The organism is Psychrobacter halotolerans (assembly GCF_039680845.1).
Taxonomy (GTDB): domain Bacteria; phylum Pseudomonadota; class Gammaproteobacteria; order Pseudomonadales; family Moraxellaceae; genus Psychrobacter.
The window spans coordinates 676,685-699,397 of the sequence record NZ_JBDKWD010000002.1; the positions used below are offsets into that span (position 1 = coordinate 676,685).

The window sequence follows — 22,713 nt, forward strand, 5'->3', positions numbered from 1 at the left end:
CAAAATTTGTAGTCCATAAAGCAGTAGCAGGCCATTGATATAATAGCCTGCTATTTTTTTGCCATACTTTATGTCAGTACTATAAGCAAATATATAATCAAGTCTAAATAAAAAGAGACGCGCATGAGAATGTGATACTGGCATACATTTCCCTTGCTTGCTTGCTGTGCCTGCGCAGACAAATACTGCGCAAAATGTACGCCATTATTCCCGTATTTTCATAGTGAATCGACTATACAAACAAAAAAGATGCCGCCATTAACGAATTAATGGCGGCATCTTTTTTGTTTGATTGGCAGTAAATTTATTTTACTTTGCTTTTATTGGCTTCTTCTGCACGACGACGCGCTTCAATCTTGGCCGCTTTGCGTTTATCTATCACATCCATGACGTCACTACCGATATGGGCTTCACCACGCTCCTTTGCCAATTGCATTTGATGCTCGCGCTCGCGGAAACGGGCCTTTTGCTCGTCCGTGGCTTTGTCAATACAATGTGGGCATGACTCGCCTTTAATATAAGCAGGGCTTTGCATGTCATCGCTAGTAATGGGCATACGGCAAGCAAAACACTGCTCGTAATTGCCTTTTTCTAAGTTGTGATTGACCGAAACGCGATTGTCAAAGACAAAACAATCGCCTTGCCACATAGAGTCGCTAGCTGGGATTTCTTCTAGATATTTCAAGATACCGCCTTCTAGATGATAGACTTCTTCAAATCCTTGTTCGCGCATATAGGCCGTAGATTTCTCACAGCGGATGCCGCCTGTACAGAACATGGCGACCTTTTTGTGCTTGGCTGGATCTAGCTCTTTTGCAACGTATTCTGGAAACTCGCGGAAGGTCTCGGTATTGGGGTTGACTGCGTTTTGAAACGTACCGATTTGCACTTCATAATCGTTACGCGTATCAATTAAGATAACATCAGGGTCTGAGATGAGTGCATTCCACTCGCTTGGCTTGACATAACGACCGACCGATTGTAATGGATCGATATTTTCGACACCCATGGTCACGATTTCTTTTTTGAGTTTTACTTTGGTGCGATAAAACGGCTGCGCATCGGTATAAGATTCTTTAAAAGTAAACGTACCTATGGCTTCGATACTACGCAGATACTCAAGGACATTGTCGATACCTTGGCGTGTGCTAGAAATCGTCCCGTTAATGCCTTCAGCAGCAATCAATAACGTGCCTTTGACATCATTGTCGAGCATGGTGTCTAAAATGGGATTGCGGTACTGCTCAAAGTCAGCAAAGCGCGTGAACTTATATAAAGCGGCAACCACGATATTGTTAGTGATGCTGTCGTAAGTGGGGGCTGATTTGTTATCGGTCACAGCGCTATTTTGGATATTGCTATCTTGAGTGGTGCTCATGTCTTTCTCCTGCTGGCTGGGTCGCAAACCCAGTGCAATACGTTAAGTTTTTTGAGGTGATAAAAACATTGGTGCAATTGTGGAATTCGCCAATGCGCGCGTAGTGTAGCAAATTTTGATAGTATTTTGAATGGGTTGTATTGAAATGTTTTATAAATATTGAGCTGATTGCCTAGATAATAAACAACAAAAAAGCCCAGTAAAATACTGAGCTTTTTTATTGTTCGCTGCGTAAAGTAAGCGCTGGGCTTACTTACTCTGGAACCAAGTATCTGCTTTGTTGCGAGCACTAGCAATATCAGCGCTTGATAAGTTCAATGCTAACTGACCAATTTTACCGCGTGCTTTGTTGCGAACTTTTTCATCTAACATGCCATCACGAGCCGCCAAGTCATACCATTTATAAGCATCAACCAGATTTTTTTGCTTCTCGTCTAATAAGGCAAGCGTATAGCTGGCACGGTTATCGCCACGCATTGCTGCTTTTTCTAACCAAAGGCGCGCCTGTTGCAAGTTAGGCTGGACACCTTCACCGCGTAAGTACATGATCGCAAGGTTTAACTGAGCTGGAGCTACGCCTTGGTTGGCGGCTTTGGTGTACCACTGGACAGCTTGCTGAGTATTTTGAGCAATGCCTTCACCTTTTTGCAAACGTTTGGCCAGATAAAACTGAGCGTGATCGTTACCTTGAGCAGCACGACTAGATAACTCGCTGACAGGCATTAACTCAAAACGTGAAGTATCCAGTGGCACGTTTGATATTAACTCAGCATTGGCAAAACCTGCACAAGAGAACAAAGCAGTAAATAATGCGGCTTTTAATAATTTCATAGCAGCTCCAAAATTAGGCAGTTAATAAGCAAATAAAAAATTGTACCGCCAGATCAGATTGGGCGGTTATAACAATTAGGTGGAATCTTGCAATACCAGCTTACCTAATCGTTAGCAATATAATTTGTCGGGGTAGTGTGGCGCTCATCCCAATGAATCCGACGAACGGTCATTTTAGGGATGCGGTCGACACTATTTTGCTAGCTTAACACCCATACTTACGAAACTCAAATACTAATTACACGAAGTTGCCCTTAGTTATACCTCATTGTCCCTAATAAAATCAAAAGGTTACTTAATTGTAAAAATAAAATAACACTTCGTTAAGGTTAATAATTGTACCAAGATATTGCAAAACTATTTATTGAGCCAAAACCACTTTTATTAAAAGTTAAATAAGCGGTGATATTATTTTGGTTGGCGTTTGGTGACGCGATAGATAGCAACATCTGCCAACAGATTAGGTGCTTGCCGTATTAAGGTTTTCATCAAGGGATTATGACCTTTTTCAGAATCACTGACCGCGAAGCGATTGATAATATGTATGTCGTGCTGCGCGCACAGCTGTTCAAAGTCTTTAAATGTACAAAGATGAATATTTGGGGTGTTATACCATTCATAAGGCAGCGCTTCTGAGACGGGCATCAATCCTTTTAATCCCAAATGCAGACGGTTTTGCCAATGAGCAAAGTTTGGGAAGGTAATGACGGCCTCACGAGCAACTCGCAGCATATCGAGAAGCAATACATCGGGCGATTTCACGGCTTGTAGGGCGCGCGCCATAACGACCGTATCAAAGCTGTTATCAGCGAAACGCGCCAAACCATCATTGAGATCTTGCTCAATAATAGACAAGCCTTTGGCAATGCCATCATTGATTTTTTCTTCATCAATCTCAAGTCCATAACCTGTCACGCCGCGATTTTGCTGCAAATGCGCGAGCAACTCGCCATTGCCGCAGCCCAAATCGAGTACATGTGACTGCGGGGCAATCCAGCGCTCAGCCAATTGATGATCCATTCTCATGAGCGCGCTCCTGTTTTTTTATGGCTATTGCTTGGCTGACTATCGGTAATAAATGGTGCGGTTAAAAACCCTTTGACAGCGCCCATGTAGCGTGGGATATCAAATAAGAACGAATCATGACCATGCGGCGCGTCGACATTGATGTAGTTGACAGGTTTGCCCGTCGCCATCAGGGCATCGACGATTTCTTGCGAGCGTTCTGGAGCGAAACGCCAGTCCGTGGTAAATGACACCACCAAGTACTGACATTGTGTATGAGCAAAAGCGGCTTTAAGCGCCGATAGTTCTTGCTGGCGGTTATGTTCGCTATTATTTATATTGTCAGTGATAACCGCTAGATCGTCATCTAACGCATCTTGAGAGACCGTTTTGGTAGCGTTTAATGATTCGGCGATTGACTGATCAAGTGGCTGTTTCAGTGGCTGGTCAATTGATGACTCTGTCACCTCAGATTGCGCGGATGAATAGTCACGCGTGGGGTCAAAGTAATCTAACGCTTTTGTCATCAGCAAATACGTATTGGCATCAAAGTTTTCGCTAAAGCGCTCGCCTTGATAGCGCAGATAACTCTCAACTTGAAACTCCACATCGTAGCCATACATAAATTTGCCCGATTTTAAATCGCGACCAAATTTGGCTTTCATCGCATCGTCTGTCAAATAGGTAATATGACCGACCATGCGCGCTAAGATAAGACCGCGCCGAGGATACGTACCAGCTTGTAAGTAGCGACCATCCTTAAAATCAGGGTCAGAGAGAATCGATTGACGGGCGACCTCATTGAAGGCGATATTTTGCGCCGATAGCTTAGGCGTGCTGGCGATGACCACGCAGCGCTTGAGACGATCTGGATAATCGACCGACCACTGCAATGCTTGCATTCCGCCCATAGAGCCGCCAACGACCGCATGCCAAACGTCAATCCCAAGGCGGTCTGAGAGCATGGCTTGGGTTTTTACCCAGTCCTTAATTGTAACCAAAGGAAAGTCAGGACCATAGACGGGCGAGTCGCTATGCTTGTTTGAGGTGCTGCCTTCTGAATGGTCGCTGTCTGGATTGATTGAGGTTGGGCCCGTTGAGCCAAAGCAGCTACCGATGTTGTTGACACACACGACATAAAATTGATTGGTATCGATGGACTTATTGGGGCCAATCATATTGTCCCACCAGCCTGCTTTTTTATCGTCGCTACTATGAAAACCGGCGGCGTGATGACTGCCTGACAAGGCATGACAAATAAGCACCGCATTTGACTTATCGCTATTGAGCGTCCCATAAGTCTCAATGATGAGATCGAAAGAGGGCAAAGTTCGATTACACTCTAAAGTTAGTGGCTCGGCGAAATGAAAAACTTGAGGCGTGACGATACCCACTGAGCCAACTGAGCCCGCTAAATCGTGAGCCTCAGTCGAATCGGCTGTCTCTTTGGAAAGAGGATTACTGGTATTATTAGGGCGTGCGTTCAAAACTACCTCGCAAGACAACAATCATGAATAAAATAAGGAGGATAATATATCGGTAGACTGTTTTGCCGATATTGTTTTTTACGTAAGTGGCTTTTAACCAAATTATATCAGCCTATTGTATGGTGATGCGCATATGAGTACAACCTTCGCGCGAGGTCTTTCACGCTTAGTTTTCATTATGGTTATATAAGAGCGGACAATGCCCCAATACTCCAATACCTTAATGACCCTTGGGTGTCAAATTGTATAAGGGCACTTTCGTCATGCCTTATTAATAGATAAAATGCTACACTAACAAGCCTTACTGAAAACCTTACTGACAAACCGTTGATGCAACCGTGCTTTAACCATCTCTGATCAGATAACGTCTGACATCTTAGGGTGTTTTTTTCTCATTAACCTAAACATAAACCCAAACATGAAATAGTGCTGCTATGAAACCTGAATTGCCCCCACGTATTGCCGTCCTATTAGTCAACCTTGGTACCCCTGATGAGCCGACTGCCCCTGCCGTACGTCGTTACCTAAAACAGTTTTTATCAGATCCTCGCGTCATTGAAATTCCAAAATTTTTATGGGCGATTATTCTAAATCTGTTTGTCTTACCCAGTCGTCCCAAACGTGTGGCAAAAGCTTATGCCAGTATTTGGGAAGGGGATTCGCCCATTCGTAAGATTCTAAAAAGCCAAGTGGAGCTATTAGAGCCGCGTTTGGCCAATACGGCCGCACCGTTTCGGGTCTCTGTGCATCCAGCGATGAGCTATGGTAATCCTGGTTTGCCGGATGTGATGGATAATTTGCGAAGCGAAGGGGTGGATCATTTTGTCATCTTGCCTTTGTTCCCGCAGTATTCTGCGTCTTCAGGTGGTGCGGTGTATGATGCGCTGACGAAATGGACGCTGAAGCAACGCAATTTGCCAAACTATACCATTGTCAAAGATTACTTTGCCCATCCGCTATATATTCAGGCGTTGGCAGAATCCATACGCCGTTATCAGGCGGAACATGGCAAGCCTGACAAGTTGATGTTTAGCTTTCACGGTATTCCGCAGCCTTATGCTGACAAAGGCGATCCGTATCCTAAGCGTTGTAAATGTACAGCAGCCCAAGTGGCGCATGCGCTTGGTTTGCAAGCGGATGAATGGATCATCAGCTTTCAATCACGCTTTGGTAAACAAGAATGGGTCAAGCCCTATACTGATGTGGTGTTAGAAGACTGGGGTCAGTCAGGCGTGCGCTCAGTACAAGTGATTAGTCCAGCTTTTTCAGCCGATTGTTTAGAGACCCTAGAAGAGCTGGCGATTGAAAACCGTGATAATTTCTTGAATGCAGGCGGGCAAGAATATCACTATATCCCAGCATTGAACTTGGATGAGATACATATTGATTTGCTCGAAGCCCTAAGTGCACCGTTGGTTAAAGGCTGGGCGGGAACCTTGGATGGTTGGGCATAAACCAGTCAAATGAGCGCCAGTCTGATGTAAAAATACCGAGCCTGCCTAGGGTTCGGTATTTTTTTGTCTAAAAAGTTTTTGTCAAAACGGTTTCTGTCTAAATAGTTTCTGTCTAAAGAGATTTGATGCAAATAGACCAAATAGCTATAGTGAAAAAAAGTTGAGATTGTCATTAGCAATGTGCAAAACTATGACACAGTTTCCCGTTATTCATTTTGAGGATTAAGATGTCAGTCTCCAACAGCTCGTCCCACGATATCTCATTACAAAAGCCAAGCGGTCAACCGCCAGAGCTACCGCCAATGGATGAGTATGGCAATCTGCTGCCACAATTACTGTCCGCGCCTAGATCTGGTAGCGCTGGCTGGGGTGTCAGCTGGATTACCAATGCGTTATCGATTTTTAAAGATCATTTTTTATTATGGATAGGCATTGGGACGGTCTACTTAATTATTATGGCGATTGCGAGCGCTATCCCTTTTCTTAACCTAGTTTTTTCTCTTCTCTCATTTGTCTTTGTGGGTGGCATAATAAAAGGCGCTGATGCACAAGCCACAGGCAAAGCGCTTAGATTCGATCATCTCTTTTCCGCATTTAGTACGCATTTATGGCCATTAATTGTTTTGTTGTTACTCTACGTCATCGAATTAATTATTATTTTTGTGCTTATTATCTTTATATTTTTTATTGGCATGTATTTATTGAACGGTATGCCCAGTGCGGACGATATGGTACTGGCATCCGAGCAAATGACCAATGGTACAATCGCAACTCTATTACTGACATTGCTATTCACTATGATCCTTCTTTTTCCGCTAATGATGGCTATCTGGTTTGCCCCTGCTTTAATCGTGCTACACAATATTCGTCCTACTGAGGCAATGAAAATGAGCCTTGATGGGTCACTGAAAAACATATGGCCCCTATCTATCTTCTTCTTGGTAGGGCCTATTCTTGCACTACTGGGTGCGTTGTTCACGCTGGGACTGGCTGTATTGGTGTTGGTGCCAATTGGGATGATTACCTATTACACCAGCTACCGAGACGTTTGGACTGACCAACCACTATCAGATGTATAAAAAATCGTTGTTAAGACAGATTTTGATACGCTGGTTTTTGGTAATACGGCAAGTCATTTAACCATAAAAAAGCCTGCTCAATAAGAGAGCAGGCTTTTTTTACGTTAGGACAGGTTGCGGCTGTTGTTAGAAGTTAGAAGTTAAAAATTATCATCGTTACTTCGTTCGGCGGCTTCTGTATCTGCAATATCGACCACGTCTGGATAATCAGGATCATCGAGGTTGTCTTGAACCAACACTTCATCAATGCGGGCTTCATCGACATTTTGGCGATGCATAGGCGTTGCTCCTTGAGTCGCATCCGTACCCACTTCTGAATTATCAAATCCAGCACTATTATCAATCACATCATCGTTATCAATGGTATGCAGCATAGGGTTGTCTAAATCGACCAGTTGATTGTCCTGATTGTCAGAATTGTTATTGTCAGAGTTGTCACTACGACGAGTGTTACTATCGATACGATCCATCTCTTCTGGGAGTGGGTTCTTGGTGTTGTCCATGTTGGAGTCCTTATTATTATTGATGGCAAATAGGTTGTTTTGTTTATCAAGGTCAGTTTGACGGGTTATGATGATGGCTAATAGTGGTAAGGTGTCACAGCATGTTCAAAAAATGTAAGACAACCAAAAAACCAAGAAGGCCTAATATGCGAGCTGTTCGTCAATTACTCATTACATTGTCAGCCATAGGCGGCGTAGCGAGCTTAAGCGCTTGCGAGCGTTTGCCCTTTACCTATAGCGGCTCTAACAGTAATGTTGATATAGAGCAGCCGCTTGTCATCGATGCCAAACTACCCACTGCCAGTGCAACGATAGATTGTGCAGCGCTAGTTCCTAATCAAACAGTGACCGTAAAAGGTCATAGTGTCATTAGCCAAGGCTGTGACTTGACAAAAAAATCAATACGTTTTGAGCTGGATACCTCGGACAGCTCGCTTGATTGCCAAGGTGCGCGGCTTAGTACGGCGGAGGATGATTTGTCAAAGGCAAGTGCGATTACCATCCAGCCTAAGACCGATGGCGCGATACATAATATCGCTGTGGCCAATTGCCATATAGATGGCTATGGTCATGCCCTCCATATTCGCCAATATAGCAATCCTAACCAGCGTTATGCGCGTGGTTTGATTGCGCCTGCTACCAATCGAGCGCTTGCACCAAGTGATATTCGAATCAGTAATGTCACTAGCCGCAACAGTATCAATAGCGGTATGTTCGTGGGTGACCATGTGCATGGCGTCACTTTTGATAAAATACGTATTCAAAACGCAGGTACGGTCGGATTATATTTAGAATTCGGTAGCCGCGATAATGTGATTAAAAACTCAGTCTTTGTGGGAAATGGCTTTCGAAAATTTAAGCCCAACCGTGAGGCCATTGCGGTTGATTCTTCTAGCAACAACCTTATTGAGCACAATCGTTTTATCCATAATGGCGCAGGTGGCGTACTTTTATATCGCAATTGTTTTGAGCATGCTGATGATGAATCGAGGAGCAATCATTTTAAGCGGACTGAATCGAGCCGTGACAATATGATCCGTCACAATATTTTTCAAGAGGAGCCGGTTGGGGTTTGGGTCGCTTCAAGACAATCACGCAATTTAAAAGGGTTTGAATGCGGCGCTTATTTGATTAAACAAACCCCATTTGCCAGTTATCACATGGACAGTGCCAAAGACAATCAGATTATCGATAATCGTTTTGAGCACGTAGAGCAGGGGATTATTATCGAAGATGACGACACGCTCATTAGCGGCAATCAGTTTGCAGCAACGGTCAGCGCGCCTATCAGCATTGGCTCTGAGATACGTGAAGAGAGTCAGGCAGGCGCGGTAAAAGGGACAGTGGTTAGAGACAATGTTTTTATCGATAAGACAACCGAACAGGCGATAAAGGTTCGAGAAGCAAGCAAAACGGCCACTCGTATTGAGTAGCCGTTATGGGAAATAATTTATGCTAATAAAGTGATGGCAAGAAACGTATAGGCCTATTTGGCACCAATCTTGGTATTGATCCAGCGCACGAGCGGGTCAGGGCTGACCTGAGTGAGTCGATGTAAGAATTTGGCTGGCAAGCCAACAGGATAATGGGTAAAAGAAATCTTTTGATTAGGACGGTCAGCGAGTTTACATAAGGTTTTTGCCACATCATCAACGGTGAGACGAATGCCCATTCGCTCAATACTGGTGACACTTATCCCTTCGGTCATATCCGACTTGACCCACAGCGGCATGACATCAATCACTTTAATACCGCGCGCCTCATACTCAACGTTTAACGCTTCAGTCAAACCGCGTACAAAAAACTTAAGTGCTATACTAAGTTCGACTCATCACGTTGCTTATTAAGGACTTTTTTCTCATAATAAGGTAGAGAAAGCCGCCATAAATACACCAGCGCAATCGTATAAATCAGCGTTTCTGATAGTTCTTCAACCAGCTCTCCAATACTTTCAGGGATGACAATGGCGCGTTCACCCATGTACTGTAATACCGCCAATATAGCGACACTCACGTATAAGTACCAAGGGACTTTTTTTAATATCGCCCAAGTATAGCGCCTTGCGTAAACCAGCAGACCAATGATCGTCAAGTAAATGATCGTGAGTACCACATCTTCCCACCAATAATAAGACTGGCTAAGTAAAGTGAAATCACTTGGCACCCACAAATCAGGTAGATAGTTTAACTCTCGACGCAGTACGGCGACGAATATCAATATCCCTGCCAACCAAAAGGCACGGGCGTATTTGAGCGAACTTTTCATCAGATACTGTCCGCAGCGTAGCAAACAGATCAGTAAAATTATATTTCCGGGGATTTCAATCATGCTTTCGGGACCTGTGATAATAACCTCCTAACTTTTCAAAATAAAAAAGTGAGCACAAAGACTCACTTTATATCAAAACTTATCGTACTGACTTTTGAGGAAGACGTATTATAACGCCAATTGTATACTTATGTTATGCGCTTCCTGCCACTAATGGGTCATTAGAAATAATAAAGATGAAATACGTCATATAATGAACTAAAATGCCGTCAACAAACCCATTGACGGCATCGATGATCTTTAATGCGCCTCATCCCAGTTCTGACCACTATCAGTCTCGACCAGCAACGGCACCGCAAAGTCGACGTTCCAGCCTTTCTCTACCGCGGTCGTCGTCAATACATCTTGCATGGCATCAGTGATCAATTGACTGATTTCATCCACTTTATCGGCATCCACTTCAAACACCAATTCATCGTGGACTTGTAGCAACATCTTAGCTTGATCTTTGGGCAATACTTTATCGACCGCAATCATCGCAAGCTTAATCAAATCAGCGGCTGAGCCTTGCAGCGGTGCGTTGATTGCCGCGCGTTCAGCACCTTGCTTGACCATGCGATTGCTGTGATTGATATCAGGCGTGTAGAGCTTGCGGCCCAATATGGTCTCGACATAGCCGTGTTCATAAGCACTGGCACGCGTATTGATCATATAGTTTTTGACGCCAGGATAACGCTCAAAATACATATCGATATAGTCTTGTGCTTCGCCGCGGCTCATTTGCAGCTGCTTGGCAAGTCCAAAAGCACTCATGCCATAAAGCAAGCCAAAGTTAATGGCTTTGGCATTACGGCGCTCGGTTGGCGTCACGTCCGCAACGTCTTTACCAAGTACTTCAGCGGCAGTCGCTGCGTGAATGTCCAGCCCTTCATTAAAGGCGTGGGTCAAGTGATTATCACCGGAAAAATGCGCCATCAAACGCAGCTCAACTTGCGAGTAATCTGCTGCCAATATCACGCGGCCTTCTGGCGCGATGAAGGCTTGGCGAATCAGACGACCAGTCGCGGTACGAATCGGAATGTTTTGTAAATTGGGTTCGGTTGAAGACAAGCGCCCTGTACTGGTTAATGCTTGATGATAGCTGGTATGAACGCGATCCGTTTCGCTATCGGCAACATTATCAAGGGCGTCGGTATACGTACTTTTTAATTTAGACAGCCCGCGATATTCAAGGACGATCTCCACCAATGGATGGTCAATCTTTGACAAGACCGCTTCGCCCGTCGAGTATTGACCAGACTTGGTTTTTTTACCGCCAGCAACGCCGAGCTTCTCGAATAATATCTCACCAAGCTGCTTTGGAGAGCCTAAATTAAATTCTTCGCCTGCGACTTCATAAGCGCGTTTTTCTAGCGCGATGATCTCTTCATCAAAGCGTTTTGACAGCTCGTTTAAGAAGGGGCGCTTGATAAGAATACCGTGCGCTTCCATTTGGCAAAGTATTTGGGCGGTTGGAATCTCAAGCTCGTGGAGCAACTTAGCATTGTTGCTGTCATTGGCAAGCTCTACGCTGAATACTTCAAATAACTGATAAGTAATATCGGCATCTTCGCAGGCATAGTCAATAGCGATGTCGATAGCGACCTGATCAAAGGTGACTTGTTTGGCACCTTTACCAGCGACATCTTCATAGCTGATGGTTTGGGTTTGCAAATAATGCCGTGCCAAGTCGTCCATGCCATGGCGGGTGACTGCCGCATTAATCACATAACTGGCAAGCATGGTATCCATGGCCCAGTTATTAGGGCGTTCATGAATGGCACCGACAAGATCAATACCGTAGTGATTGAGAATATGCGCGTCGTATTTGAGATGTTGACCAATTTTGCCGATGTTTGGGTTTTCTAAAATAGGCTTTAAGCGCGCCAATACCGTATCGCAGTCGAGCTGCTTGGCTGTCAGCTCATCGCTTTCTAAGCGGTGCGTAAGCGGTATGTAATAAGCTTCATGCGCTTGTACGGCAAACGACAAGCCGACGATTTGCGCCTCGCGCCAATGGACGCTGGTGGTTTCCGTATCAATGACAAAATGCGGGGCAGATTCTAAAACTTTGAGCAAGTTGTCAAAGGCGGGTTCATCTAAGACTGTGTGCCATGCTTTCTCAAGGCTTTTGCTGTCTTTAGTGTCCGTGATTTTGGTTGACTGTAAGTATTTAGCGACTTGCGCTTGCGATTCAGCATCCGCTTGGCTGTCAGTGATGCTTTGTGAGCCGTTGGCATTGGCAGGATGGTTTGGATGATCGAGCGATGCCAGCTCATTTTTAAACTCAAGCTCATTATATAGCGCGCGTAATTCATCTATGTGGGCACAAGGATCGGTATTGATTTTTAAGTCATTCCAATCTTGACCGATTTCCAAATCCGTGATGATAGTGGCAAGCTTGGCATTAAATGGAATCTCGTCCGCATGCTCAATCAAGCCTTTAGCGCCGCGTCCTTTAATAAAGCCAATGTGCTTTAACATATTATCGATGGTGCCATATTCAACCAGCAAGTCTTTGGCCGTTTTTTTACCGATACCCGGTACGCCTTTGATACCATCAGAGGTATCGCCCATCAAGGTCAAAAAGTCGATCATCTGGTTTGGATTGATACCGAATTTATCAATGACCGCTTGGGTATCGGTTACTTTACCCGTAAAACTGTCTTCCAAGAGCACGCAGTCATTGACGAGCTGCATCATGTCTTTATCGCCCGTTGAGATGACCACATGATGACCTTGTTCAACCGCGCGGTGAGCAAGGGTGCCGATAATGTCATCGGCTTCAGCGCCTTCAATACGCAATAGTGGAATACCCAATGCAGTCACCAAACGGTGAATATAAGGAATCTGTTCGACCAACTCTACATCAATAGGGGGACGCCCTGCCTTATAATCGGTTGACATGTGATGACGAAAAGTGGGGGATTTGGTATCAAAGCACACCGCCATATGGGTTGGATGATAACGACGCATCAGCTTTAATAAGGCATTGAGCGTACCACGAATCGCATTAGTGATTAGCCCTTGCGAGTTTTGCATGGTTTTGGGCAGGGCGTGATAGGTGCGAAACAGATAATAAGAGCCATCAACCAAGATAAACGGCGGCTGGTCTTTGTCCACATGACTGGTGTCCATTGTCGCGACGTTGGGCATGGCGTCAAAGTTCGGTAAGGTTTTAGGGTCTATGGCTTGGTGAGAGTTGTGGTCGTTGTCTGTGATGGCATCGGTCATGTTGTCAGTCATAAAGGTCACTTATCAGCTATTAGATAAAATATACGCTTATTATAACGATAAAATCAGCGTGTGCCGAACTGCTTGACTGTTACGAGATGTTCTTATGTCCATGGTCTTATTTTGAAAGCCAAAACAAAAAAAGAACCCAGATAAGCTGAGTTCTTTTATTATTAATTAGAAAATATTAGCGATGAGAATCTTTCTACTCTATTATTTTACTTCTGAAGAGACTTCGACATCGATGTTGCCACGTGTGGCTTTAGAGTATGGGCATACTTCATGTGCTTTTTCGACCAATTTTTGAATATCGTCAGCAGACAAGTCAGTATTGTCGGCAATCACGTGAATCTTCACAGACAGCTTATATTCGTGGTTGTCACCTTGTAATAAATCAACAGAGGTTTCAGTGGTCGAACCAAAGCTTGCGCTTTCCATTTTTTTGACCACACCTAAGGCGCTATCAAAACAAGCACCGTAACCCATCGCCAGTAACTGCTCAGGATTGTTGCCTTTTTGGTTGCCACCTGGTGGAGACATTTTTATTTCAAGATCGCTATCGCTCAAAGTAGCCGTACCCATACGACCACCAGTAACGGTAGATTTAGTAGAATATAGAGTTTTCATAACACATCCTTTATTTTGAGTTTTTATATGATACTTGTTGTCAGAAACTTAGCATAACAAACTACTAAGTTATTAGTATAAAGCAGTCGTAAGTATATACTGTGTCTTTGTAAGCAGAATGTTTCTTACTGATTTTTCTAAAGTGAACTATAAGCTTAATAAAGTGAGATTTAGCCCCAGCTTTAGGTATGAACGCTCACGGTATTAATATAAACTAATAATATATGGACGCCTACTACCGTTAGTAACAATGACGATAAAAAACTCTACCCTCATAAGGACCATGCTCGATGAACAGATTGATTGTGATACCTAGTATTTTCTCTATACTCGTTTTGTCGCTGGTCGGCTGTGAAGAAGAGGATATTTATGGGTCGGATGGTGGTAGTAATAAGATCGTACTAACACGCTTTGCCAACAGTTATGACAATCTAGCCAATGATAGTGCGACTGCTCGTATTGATGAGATCTACCGCACTGGCGCGCATGAGATTAAAATAGAAAATATTGTTAATAATTATAGCAATCAAAATTTGAATAATTTAGACAAGACAGTACTGGCGGACAATTTTGAAGGACGCCTCGAAAACAAAGACATAGAAGTAAATGGTCGCACCGTCGAACGTCCCATTTATGAAAAAAACAGCAATAATAAACTCACCTACGAAACCACTTATAAAACGCTCAACCTATCAGGATTGCGCGCGAACAGTTATAGCGCTGGTACGACAATAGATAGCAGTCGCGGTATTATCACAGATTTGAATAATTATTCCCGTATACCAGTGGATGCCCAGTTCCCAGCAGGCTCTGTGTGCTATATCCCAGTTGTCAAAAGCGATCGTTCGTTTTTGGCGTTCAATGAAAAAAACAGAACCGGATATACCTCGATTAATAGATGGATTGAAGCCGCCGAAGATCGCTTTAGAGATGACAGGGATTATAGAACGTCCCAGTTTGGGACTGGGGTTGACAACAAACAAAAAGCGGCGCAAGTAACGTTCTTTGAATACAGAAATCAGCCCGCTTATCAATACAATGGGGTCGAGCATCTCAATAGTAATAACAGCGATAATGCCATTTATGAAGCAGATTATGTCGCCTCTGGCACCACAAATCCGAACACGGATAGTATTCGCGGTGTGGTGGATTGTACCATCGTCAATGAAGTGGCAGCAGATTTTTTAGCAGAACAAATCAGTCGCTACTATTGATATAAGCGTCGCAATATAAAAACCAACGACACTCTCTAGTCAAAAATTCGAGAGTGTTTTTTTATGCGCTAATTCTGCACCCTGACGCTAAATCCGCTACAATACGTCCATTATTTATTCTATTTATTTAGACTGACGTCTAAATATCACCACTGTTGAAGTCAAAAACTATGAGCGTAGATCCAAAAAAGTTAAATAAAGAAGTTGCCAAACGCCGTACCTTTGCCATCATCTCGCATCCCGATGCTGGTAAGACCACCATGACGGAAAAGTTACTGTTGTGGGGACAGGCCATTCAAATGGTTGGGGAAGTCAAAGGCCGCAAGACAGATCGTCATGCCACCTCAGACTGGATGAGCATGGAGCAAGAGCGTGGTATCTCTATTACCACGTCCGTCATGCAGTTTCCTTATCAAGATCATATCGTTAACTTACTAGATACCCCAGGTCACGCCGATTTTAGTGAAGACACCTACCGTACCTTGACCGCTGTCGATAGCGCGCTCATGATGGTTGATGGTGCAAAGGGCGTTGAAGAGCGTACCATCAAGTTGATGGAAGTGTGCCGAATGCGTGACACGCCTATTATTTCTTTCGTCAATAAGCTTGATCGTCAGATTCGTGAGCCGCTTGAGCTACTCAGCGAAATTGAAGCCGTTTTAAAAATCAAATGTATTCCGGTGACGTGGCCTATTGGCATGGGGCAGGATTTTATCGGTGTGTATCATTTGACCGAAAATAAAACGTATTTTTATCAAAAAGGCAACGGCGGTAAAATGACGGTTGCTGAAACGCGCGAAGGGTATGACTATCCTGACATACGCGAACGTTTGGGCACGCTCATGTTTGACGCCTTTGAAGAGTCGCTTGAGCTGGTACAAATGGCGCTAGAGGAGTTTAGCGTTGAGGCGTTTTTGGCAGGCGAGATGACACCTGTCTTGTTTGGTACGGCGCTGGGTAACTTTGGTATTAATATGGTGCTTGATACGCTTGTGAAGTACGCGCCGCCGCCAAAAGCGCATCCCACGCAAGAGCGTGAAGTAGCGGCCACAGAGACAGACTTTACGGGGTTTGTGTTTAAGATTCAGGCCAATATGGACCCGCGTCACCGTGACCGCATCGCCTTCTTGCGCGTCTGTTCAGGTAAGTACGAAAAAGGCATGAAACTCAAGCATGTGCGTTTGGGCAAAGACGTGCGCATTGCCGATGCTTTGACATTCCTTGCAGGCGACCGTGAAGCCTTAGAAGAAGCCTATCCGGGTGATATTATCGGTCTACATAACCATGGCACAATCTCGATCGGTGACAGTTTTACCGAAGGCGAAGCGCTGAACTTTACAGGTATTCCGCATTTTGCCCCTGAATTGTTCCGCCGTGTGGTACTCAAAGACCCGCTAAAATCCAAAGCCCTGCAAAAAGGCTTGCAGCAGTTGAGTGAAGAGGGTGCCACGCAGGTATTTATGCCGCAGATTAATAATGATTTAGTCTTGGGTGCAGTGGGTGTACTACAGTTTGAAGTGGTGGCGCATCGTCTCAAAGAGGAATATAAAGTACAGTGCGTGTTTGAGCCGGTATCGATTGCGACGGTTCGCTGGATTCATTGCGATGATGAAGTAGCGCTGGCTAAGTTTAAGCGTAAAGCCCATGACCAGCTATCGTTAGATGGCGGTGGTTACTTAACGTACCTCGCACCATCACGGGTTAACTTGCAACTTATGCAAGATCGCTATCCAGAGGTGACGTTTAGCAGTACGCGCGAGCATTAATATTATTTATTTTATCGCCCTGTTTGTACTAATTGCAATGTTTGTAATAAAAGACACGCCAGCCGTGTCTTTTTTATTGTCTCTCATTTATAAAAAGGTACGGCAAAGCGAGCATGAGTTGGCTACAACATCCTAAAAACTCCAACAGTGTTCCTACAATACATCACTATTGTTACGCTAGACTGTTGAATGACATTTTATATTTCTATTTTTTGACAGAGGACATATGGACGCTGCGAATCAATTTAATAGCGATGCATCGATGCTGCCCATCCATTCTATTCATTTATTAAAGAAGATAGGTCGTATGCGTCTAATAGTGATGCTGGCAAGTGGCTTGCTTGCAGGGACGATGAGTGCGTCCGCGAATGCAGCAAATGTGATCAGCAGTACCACTTATATTGATTATCAGTTGCCCGAAAAAATACAAGACATCTGCAATGAGCGCGATAACTGTCCAAAGATTGAAGCCAAGTATCTAAAAACCAATCATACTTGGATAAATGAGATTACCAATGCTCGTATTGACTATTTACTTGTCAATAGTAAGCCCACCGAGTCTGCCCCTATCAAAACAAAAAGCAGTCAGGCAGACGTGCAAGCGGCTCTCAATGATTTTGTTCGTTCACAATTTACAGATACGCCCGAAGACAGACAATGGGCGTATGAGTTGATGGTTACTCCCAAATATTTGGGTCATGTTGGGGATGTTGAGCTATTTGAAATAGAATCTTACCTTTATACAGGCGGCGCTCATGGCATGTCGTATAGCGAATATTTGATATTTGATCCAAGCGCTAAAAAACAAATCACGCTAGATGATATGCTGGTAGCAGGAAAAAAATCACGCTTTAAGACACTTGCTTACGATGCTTATCAGGCTTGGGTTAAAACGTTTGACACAAACGTACGCAGTTATGAGAAAAACTGGCCGTTTACGTTGAGTGATAATGTGACGTTGACTGACAAAGGGATTGATATTCTTTATCAGCCGTATGCCATTGGCCCTTATGCCTCTGGTATGCCCATATTGAGTGTCCCCTATAGCCAGCTCGATGGTGTCATAAAGCCTCGCTTTATTCCTAAGTAGCTTGCATGGACAGCTTGTAAGTTGCAGGCTCGGTTTATAATACGTGGTCAATCCTATTAAAATAATCGTAAAATCTTTAGAAAATTGGCAGTATTTATTTAGAATCTTTTGGTATTTAACAGAAAAACAAGGAGTCACAACATGGAAAATCCTATAGATAGTGGGTACAAGACAATAGAGTCAGACAGTTGGGAGCTGAATGCCCTCACCCAAGCATTGGGTGAATTGAGTGTCACGATCAGTGACAGCTTATCCATCGGGCGTGGTAGCGACAACGATGTGGTACTCGGCAGCAAGCAAGTATCGCGCAATCATGCAGTATTAAGTGTGCTAGATGGTCAGTTGTACGTAAAAGACTTAGACTCATCGAATGGCACGTTTATCAATGATGAGCGCATCGAAAGCAACAAGTCGAGTCTGCTAACGGTAGACGATAAGATTGGTTTTGCTGGTTTGAACTTTCAGGTGAATACATCAGCTACTGATATGGATGATGAAACACTGAATCCAGTAACTGGAGATTCAACCAATAGCCTAAATACGAATACTCGTACGAATGCTGATACTAATATTAATACTGAGGAGACGGAGACGGTAGCAACTGAGCGTCTCGTCGAAACGCCAACGACTAAGGAGCCTGTCGTGAAAAAAACAGATATCGAAGAGATACTATCTACCGAAGAAAATGCAGCGTCTGCACCCACCAAAACGGCTACAAACCCTATGACAGAGGAGCCGTCGGTAGCGGTTGAGCCTGCCGCCGCGACTACCACCACTGCGCCTGTTAAGAATGAGCCAGCGGCGGTGGAGCAACCCCTTGTACATGAAGAGTCAGTCATCAGTGAAAAGTCTACGACACCTAAAGAATCGGTCTTAAGTGACGAGGCAGTTTTAAGTGACGAGTCTAGGGTTCAAGCAGAGCATGATAAAACGACCAAAACTGAGTTACAAGAAGAGGCTGACCCTGAAGTCTTACGCGCCAAGCAAGCCGCTACGGCGCAGTTTTCAGGCACCGCCAACCTAGGTCAAGAGCATGATCTTGGTACCAAAGGCAACAATGCAATGGATCAAGCCGTTGATAACCCAGCCACAAGTGGACGAGCAGATAAAAAACCAAGCGGCGGCTGGTTTATATGGGTATTTATTGCTTTGATTATTATTGGTGTGGCGCTATGGTTGTTTAACATGGGCGGTACTGGCGCCGGTGCTTAGTAGCAAGCGCTGATAAAAGTCAGCTGTATATTGTATTGTGGCTAGCGAAGGCAGATTAAGTAGGGATAAAAAAGACGCACAAATCGGTAACTGAGTAGTCGGGTTGAATCACAATACCGTTAATGGGCTTTGATATACTAGCCTAGTATCATCAGTTACCTGTATTTTTCCGATACCTGTTTTGCCCCATACGATTTTTTATAGCGTCAACATTCAGTAGAGTGTTGACGCTATATTTTGTTTGTCGTTTTACTATTGTTTTTACAGTTCTTATCTTTTGCCAATATGTTGTTAAGAGAGCGTTACTATGATGACCTTTAAAGAATATCAAGCGTTTAAAGACCGCGGATTTAGTCATGCGCCGCTCATAAAAAAACGGTTGATGGATGCACAAACGCCGGTATCCGTTTTTTCTAAAGTACGTGATTTAAACGGTTCTGCGTATTTGTTTGAATCCGTCGTCGGCGGTGAACGCTGGGCGCGATATTCGATGATTGGTCTGGGTAGTGAGCTGATTTTGCAGTATGCAGATGGCAACATGACTATTAAAAAAAATGATCATACTGATGTCGTCTCGGTAGAGGATCCTTTTGATTATATTCGTAAACTGATGGTACAGTACCAGATGCCAACGGTGGATGACATCGATGCGTTACCCAGTTTTAGTGGTGGCTTGGTTGGCTATTTTGGTTATGACATGGTGCGCGTCATTGAACCTACGGTAGGTTTGTCTGATGCGCCCAATACTATGTCGATGCCAGATATGTGGCTCATGCTGTCGATGAGTGTGATCGTCTTTGATACGTTAGAGAACACCTTGTCTATTATTGTCTATGCCGACTGTCAGACAGAAGATGGATACGGGACTGCCATTCGTGAGCTTGAAAAAATTGAAGACAAACTGACAGAGATGCCAAATTTGAACGCGCCGATTATGCCAACGCCGACATTTACTTCGCACACAGGCGCGGATAAATATCGCAATGATGTTGATAGAATCAAAGCGTACATCGCCGCAGGGGACGTGATGCAAGTGGTTCCAGCCCAGCGTTTGACCGCTGAGTATATGGGCGACTCATTGGCAGTCTACCGCGCTCTGCGGTTTTTAAACCCATCGCCGTACCTGTTTTTGGTACATGGCTATACGCTTGACGATCATAAGCGCTTTGACATCATTGGTGCATCACCTGAGATACTATCGCGTATTGAAAACGGCAAAGTGACGGTAAGGCCGCTTGCTGGGACTCGCAAACGCGGACAGGATGAAGCAGAAGATCTCGCGCTCGAGCAAGAGCTGCTGACTGATGAGAAAGAAATCGCTGAGCACTTGATGCTCATTGATTTGGGTCGTAATGATATTGGCCGTGTTTGCGAGTATGGCAGTGTCAAGGTCACCGAAAAGATGTTTGTTGAGCGCTATTCACAAGTGATGCACATTGCTTCTAACGTTGAAGGAACCGTATTGCCCGATAAAGATGCGCTAGATGTGTTCTGTGCGACCTTTCCAGCAGGAACACTATCAGGCGCACCCAAAATTCGTGCCATGCAAATCATCGATGAGATAGAGCCCGTTCGTCGAACGGTATTTGGTGGGTCAGTTGGTTATCTTGGCTGGCATGGCAATATGGATACCGCCATTGCCATTCGTACCGCTGTGATGCGCCGCGGCGAGATTCATATTCAGGCGGGGGCAGGCGTGGTCGCCGACTCTATACCAGAAGCAGAGTGGGAGGAGACCAATAAAAAAGCACTGGCACTGGTAAAAGCAGTCGAAATGGCTTGTAATGGTTTACGTATTCGTTAGCTATGTGACAGAGAAAAACCTGCTAGGCCATAAGTACGCTAAAAAAGGCTATTTTAATTATAAAAAAAGTGCAGCGTAATCAAATACTTGAAAATTTTTATTAAAATAATCATAAAAAAGATAAAAAAGGACTTGCGTCTCTCAAAATATTTGATAGAATAGCCACCACTTTGAGAGAACAAGCCGACTTAGCTCAGTTGGTAGAGCAACTGACTTGTAATCAGTAGGTCGCCAGTTCGATCCCGGCAGTCGGCACCATCTCTCTCAAAGTAGCTTTTTATGAATTTGTCTTAAATGAAAGTCATTTTTGTTCAAAGCAACCTAAGGTGGGGTTGGGGAGCGGTCAAACCCAACAGACTGTAAATCTGTCGCGAAAGCTTCGAAGGTTCGAATCCTTCCCCCACCACCATATTTTTTTAAAGTTTGTCATAGCGCCAAGCATGCTCCTTATAGCTAGTAACTCTCGATTAGAGTTAGTCTGAATAAGAGCCAATGCGGGTGTGGTATAATGGTAACACCTTAGCCTTCCAAGCTAATGACGCGGGTTCGATTCCCGCCACCCGCTCCATATATACACCGTCGCAAAGCCTATCAATTATTCATCACGACCACAGTTATTATTGCTGTATCGTGATATTTTTTTTAGTGCAGCTCAAAGGTTTGATATACGCTCATATAGCTCAGCGGTAGAGCACTCCCTTGGTAAGGGAGAGGTCTCGAGTTCAATTCTCGATATGAGCTCCATTTATTATACAAACCCTCCTTGCTTGTTTTGCTATTTATATATACTTTGCGTTGATATCGAATTCATAAAATATTGAAAATTATAAATACAGTGTGGCAGGTAATGATTCGAAGGTGACACTGAGGTGTTGCCTTTTAGTGCTGTCAAATTATTAATAAATAGTAAACCGATTGGTAAGACAGTTTTAATATTGATGGAAAGATAAGACAAATATAATCACTGCTATCGCGTATAATGCCTTACATTGTTCAATAGATTAAAAAACACGTATAATATCGGTATCTGCCTATTTAGTGTTTACAAAGTCAGTGTTCATAAAGATAGTGTTCATAAAGAAAGATAATGTTCATAAAGTCAGTGTTCACAAAAATACTGGCTCAAGACGTAGACAGTAGCAGAGCAATAAGTAATTTTTGTAAAATAGTTTAGATAGATAAGCCATAGCGTCAACGGTTTGATGGTTTTATATATATCATAGACCGTCAAACAGCTATTCACCGATCTTTGATTGATAAAGATTCACTAAAAAAAGAGGAATTACCCATGGCAAAGGCCAAGTTTGAACGTAACAAGCCACACGTCAACGTCGGTACAATCGGACACGTTGACCACGGTAAAACAACCCTAACAGCTGCTATCGCAACCGTTGCTGCAATCACCTCTGGTGGCGAAGCCAAAGACTACGCGTCTATTGACTCAGCACCAGAAGAAAAAGCACGTGGCATCACCATCAACACCTCACACGTAGAATATGACACAGATAGCCGTCACTACGCCCACGTTGATTGCCCAGGTCACGCCGATTATGTTAAAAACATGATCACTGGTGCCGCTCAGATGGACGGCGCAATTCTAGTCGTATCAGCCACTGACGGCCCAATGCCACAGACTCGTGAGCACATCTTGCTATCACGTCAGGTTGGCGTACCATACATCATCGTATTCATGAACAAATGCGACATGGTTGATGACGAAGA

General features: G+C 44.0%; 18 protein-coding genes and 4 tRNA genes. 13 read left to right on the forward strand and 9 right to left on the reverse strand.

The annotated features are described in order from the left end of the window. Nucleotides 1–304 precede the first annotated feature (304 nt). The 4 genes from trhO to metX all read right to left on the reverse strand — a co-directional run bounded on the left by trhO (nucleotide 305) and on the right by metX (nucleotide 4,608). Nucleotides 305–1,378, reverse strand: a complete 1,074-nt coding sequence (gene trhO / locus AAJP47_RS06485) for an oxygen-dependent tRNA uridine(34) hydroxylase TrhO (protein ID WP_497198692.1) — start codon at nucleotides 1,376–1,378, stop codon at nucleotides 305–307. Nucleotides 1,379–1,627: 249 nt separating this feature from the next. Beyond that, the gene (locus AAJP47_RS06490) at nucleotides 1,628–2,209 is read right to left on the reverse strand and encodes a tetratricopeptide repeat protein (RefSeq protein WP_346717075.1); all 582 of its coding nucleotides are present in this window, start codon (nucleotides 2,207–2,209) and stop codon (nucleotides 1,628–1,630) included. Nucleotides 2,210–2,617: 408 nt separating this feature from the next. Beyond that, the gene (gene metW, locus AAJP47_RS06495; protein WP_346717076.1) at nucleotides 2,618–3,235 is read right to left on the reverse strand and encodes a methionine biosynthesis protein MetW; all 618 of its coding nucleotides are present in this window, start codon (nucleotides 3,233–3,235) and stop codon (nucleotides 2,618–2,620) included. Continuing rightward, nucleotides 3,232–4,608 carry a homoserine O-acetyltransferase MetX gene (metX, locus tag AAJP47_RS06500; RefSeq protein WP_346717119.1) on the reverse strand — a complete coding sequence of 459 codons (1,377 nt, stop codon included), beginning with the start codon at nucleotides 4,606–4,608 and terminating at the stop codon, nucleotides 3,232–3,234. Before metX ends, metW begins: the two co-directional genes overlap by 4 nt. Before the next feature lie 527 nt (nucleotides 4,609–5,135). Between metX and hemH the strand changes: the two genes are divergently transcribed. Then, complete coding sequence (gene hemH, locus AAJP47_RS06505; RefSeq protein ID WP_346717077.1) at nucleotides 5,136–6,155, forward strand: ferrochelatase; 1,020 nt, start codon at nucleotides 5,136–5,138, stop codon at nucleotides 6,153–6,155. 227 nt (nucleotides 6,156–6,382) lie between these two features. Beyond that, the gene (locus AAJP47_RS06510; RefSeq protein ID WP_346717078.1) at nucleotides 6,383–7,234 is read left to right on the forward strand and encodes a BPSS1780 family membrane protein; all 852 of its coding nucleotides are present in this window, start codon (nucleotides 6,383–6,385) and stop codon (nucleotides 7,232–7,234) included. A gap of 140 nt (nucleotides 7,235–7,374) precedes the next feature. Here the strand turns inward: AAJP47_RS06510 and AAJP47_RS06515 are convergent, their stop codons facing one another. Beyond that, nucleotides 7,375–7,737, reverse strand: a complete 363-nt coding sequence (locus AAJP47_RS06515) for a hypothetical protein (RefSeq protein WP_346717079.1) — start codon at nucleotides 7,735–7,737, stop codon at nucleotides 7,375–7,377. 146 nt (nucleotides 7,738–7,883) lie between these two features. On the opposite strand from AAJP47_RS06515, the gene AAJP47_RS06520 reads away from it, so the two are divergent. Then, nucleotides 7,884–9,170, forward strand: a complete 1,287-nt coding sequence (locus tag AAJP47_RS06520; RefSeq protein ID WP_346717080.1) for a right-handed parallel beta-helix repeat-containing protein — start codon at nucleotides 7,884–7,886, stop codon at nucleotides 9,168–9,170. A gap of 53 nt (nucleotides 9,171–9,223) precedes the next feature. Here AAJP47_RS06520 and AAJP47_RS06525 read toward each other — a convergent pair whose 3' ends face one another. From AAJP47_RS06525 to AAJP47_RS06540, 4 genes are all read right to left on the reverse strand, one after another. Further along, nucleotides 9,224–9,526 carry an SDR family oxidoreductase gene (locus AAJP47_RS06525; RefSeq protein WP_346717081.1) on the reverse strand — a complete coding sequence of 101 codons (303 nt, stop codon included), beginning with the start codon at nucleotides 9,524–9,526 and terminating at the stop codon, nucleotides 9,224–9,226. A 23-nt stretch (nucleotides 9,527–9,549) separates the two neighbouring features. Then, complete coding sequence (locus tag AAJP47_RS06530; protein WP_346717082.1) at nucleotides 9,550–10,002, reverse strand: hypothetical protein; 453 nt, start codon at nucleotides 10,000–10,002, stop codon at nucleotides 9,550–9,552. Between the two features lie 303 nt (nucleotides 10,003–10,305). Beyond that, nucleotides 10,306–13,290: a DNA polymerase I gene (polA, locus tag AAJP47_RS06535; RefSeq protein WP_346717083.1), complete on the reverse strand. Its 2,985-nt coding sequence runs from the start codon at nucleotides 13,288–13,290 to the stop codon at nucleotides 10,306–10,308. 201 nt (nucleotides 13,291–13,491) lie between these two features. Beyond that, nucleotides 13,492–13,905: an Ohr family peroxiredoxin gene (locus AAJP47_RS06540; RefSeq protein WP_346717084.1), complete on the reverse strand. Its 414-nt coding sequence runs from the start codon at nucleotides 13,903–13,905 to the stop codon at nucleotides 13,492–13,494. A gap of 290 nt (nucleotides 13,906–14,195) precedes the next feature. Here AAJP47_RS06540 and AAJP47_RS06545 point away from each other — a divergent pair, with 290 nt between their 5' ends. The 10 genes from AAJP47_RS06545 to AAJP47_RS06590 form a co-directional block, all read left to right on the forward strand. After that, nucleotides 14,196–15,119, forward strand: coding sequence for a hypothetical protein (locus tag AAJP47_RS06545; protein ID WP_346717085.1), 924 nt, complete (start codon nucleotides 14,196–14,198; stop codon nucleotides 15,117–15,119). 170 nt (nucleotides 15,120–15,289) lie between these two features. Further along, on the forward strand, nucleotides 15,290–16,885 hold the full coding sequence (locus tag AAJP47_RS06550) for a peptide chain release factor 3 (RefSeq protein WP_346717086.1): 1,596 nt from the start codon (nucleotides 15,290–15,292) through the stop codon (nucleotides 16,883–16,885). Between the two features lie 226 nt (nucleotides 16,886–17,111). Further along, nucleotides 17,112–17,975, forward strand: a complete 864-nt coding sequence (locus AAJP47_RS06555) for an RsiV family protein (RefSeq protein WP_346717087.1) — start codon at nucleotides 17,112–17,114, stop codon at nucleotides 17,973–17,975. Between the two features lie 141 nt (nucleotides 17,976–18,116). Beyond that, nucleotides 18,117–19,187 (forward strand): FHA domain-containing protein, encoded by a 1,071-nt coding sequence (locus AAJP47_RS06560; protein WP_346717088.1) that lies wholly within the window; start codon nucleotides 18,117–18,119, stop codon nucleotides 19,185–19,187. 307 nt (nucleotides 19,188–19,494) lie between these two features. Further along, nucleotides 19,495–20,991, forward strand: coding sequence for an anthranilate synthase component I (trpE, locus tag AAJP47_RS06565; RefSeq protein ID WP_346717089.1), 1,497 nt, complete (start codon nucleotides 19,495–19,497; stop codon nucleotides 20,989–20,991). A 182-nt stretch (nucleotides 20,992–21,173) separates the two neighbouring features. Next, nucleotides 21,174–21,249: transfer RNA gene (locus AAJP47_RS06570), tRNA-Thr, on the forward strand. 67 nt (nucleotides 21,250–21,316) lie between these two features. Beyond that, nucleotides 21,317–21,400, forward strand: a tRNA-Tyr gene (locus AAJP47_RS06575). Nucleotides 21,401–21,485: 85 nt separating this feature from the next. Further along, nucleotides 21,486–21,559 (forward strand) — tRNA-Gly (locus AAJP47_RS06580). A 101-nt stretch (nucleotides 21,560–21,660) separates the two neighbouring features. After that, a tRNA-Thr gene (locus AAJP47_RS06585) sits at nucleotides 21,661–21,735 on the forward strand. Between the two features lie 544 nt (nucleotides 21,736–22,279). After that, nucleotides 22,280–22,713, forward strand: a 434-nt coding sequence (locus AAJP47_RS06590; RefSeq protein WP_346717090.1) for a GTP-binding protein, incomplete at its 3' end; no start/stop codon positions are given.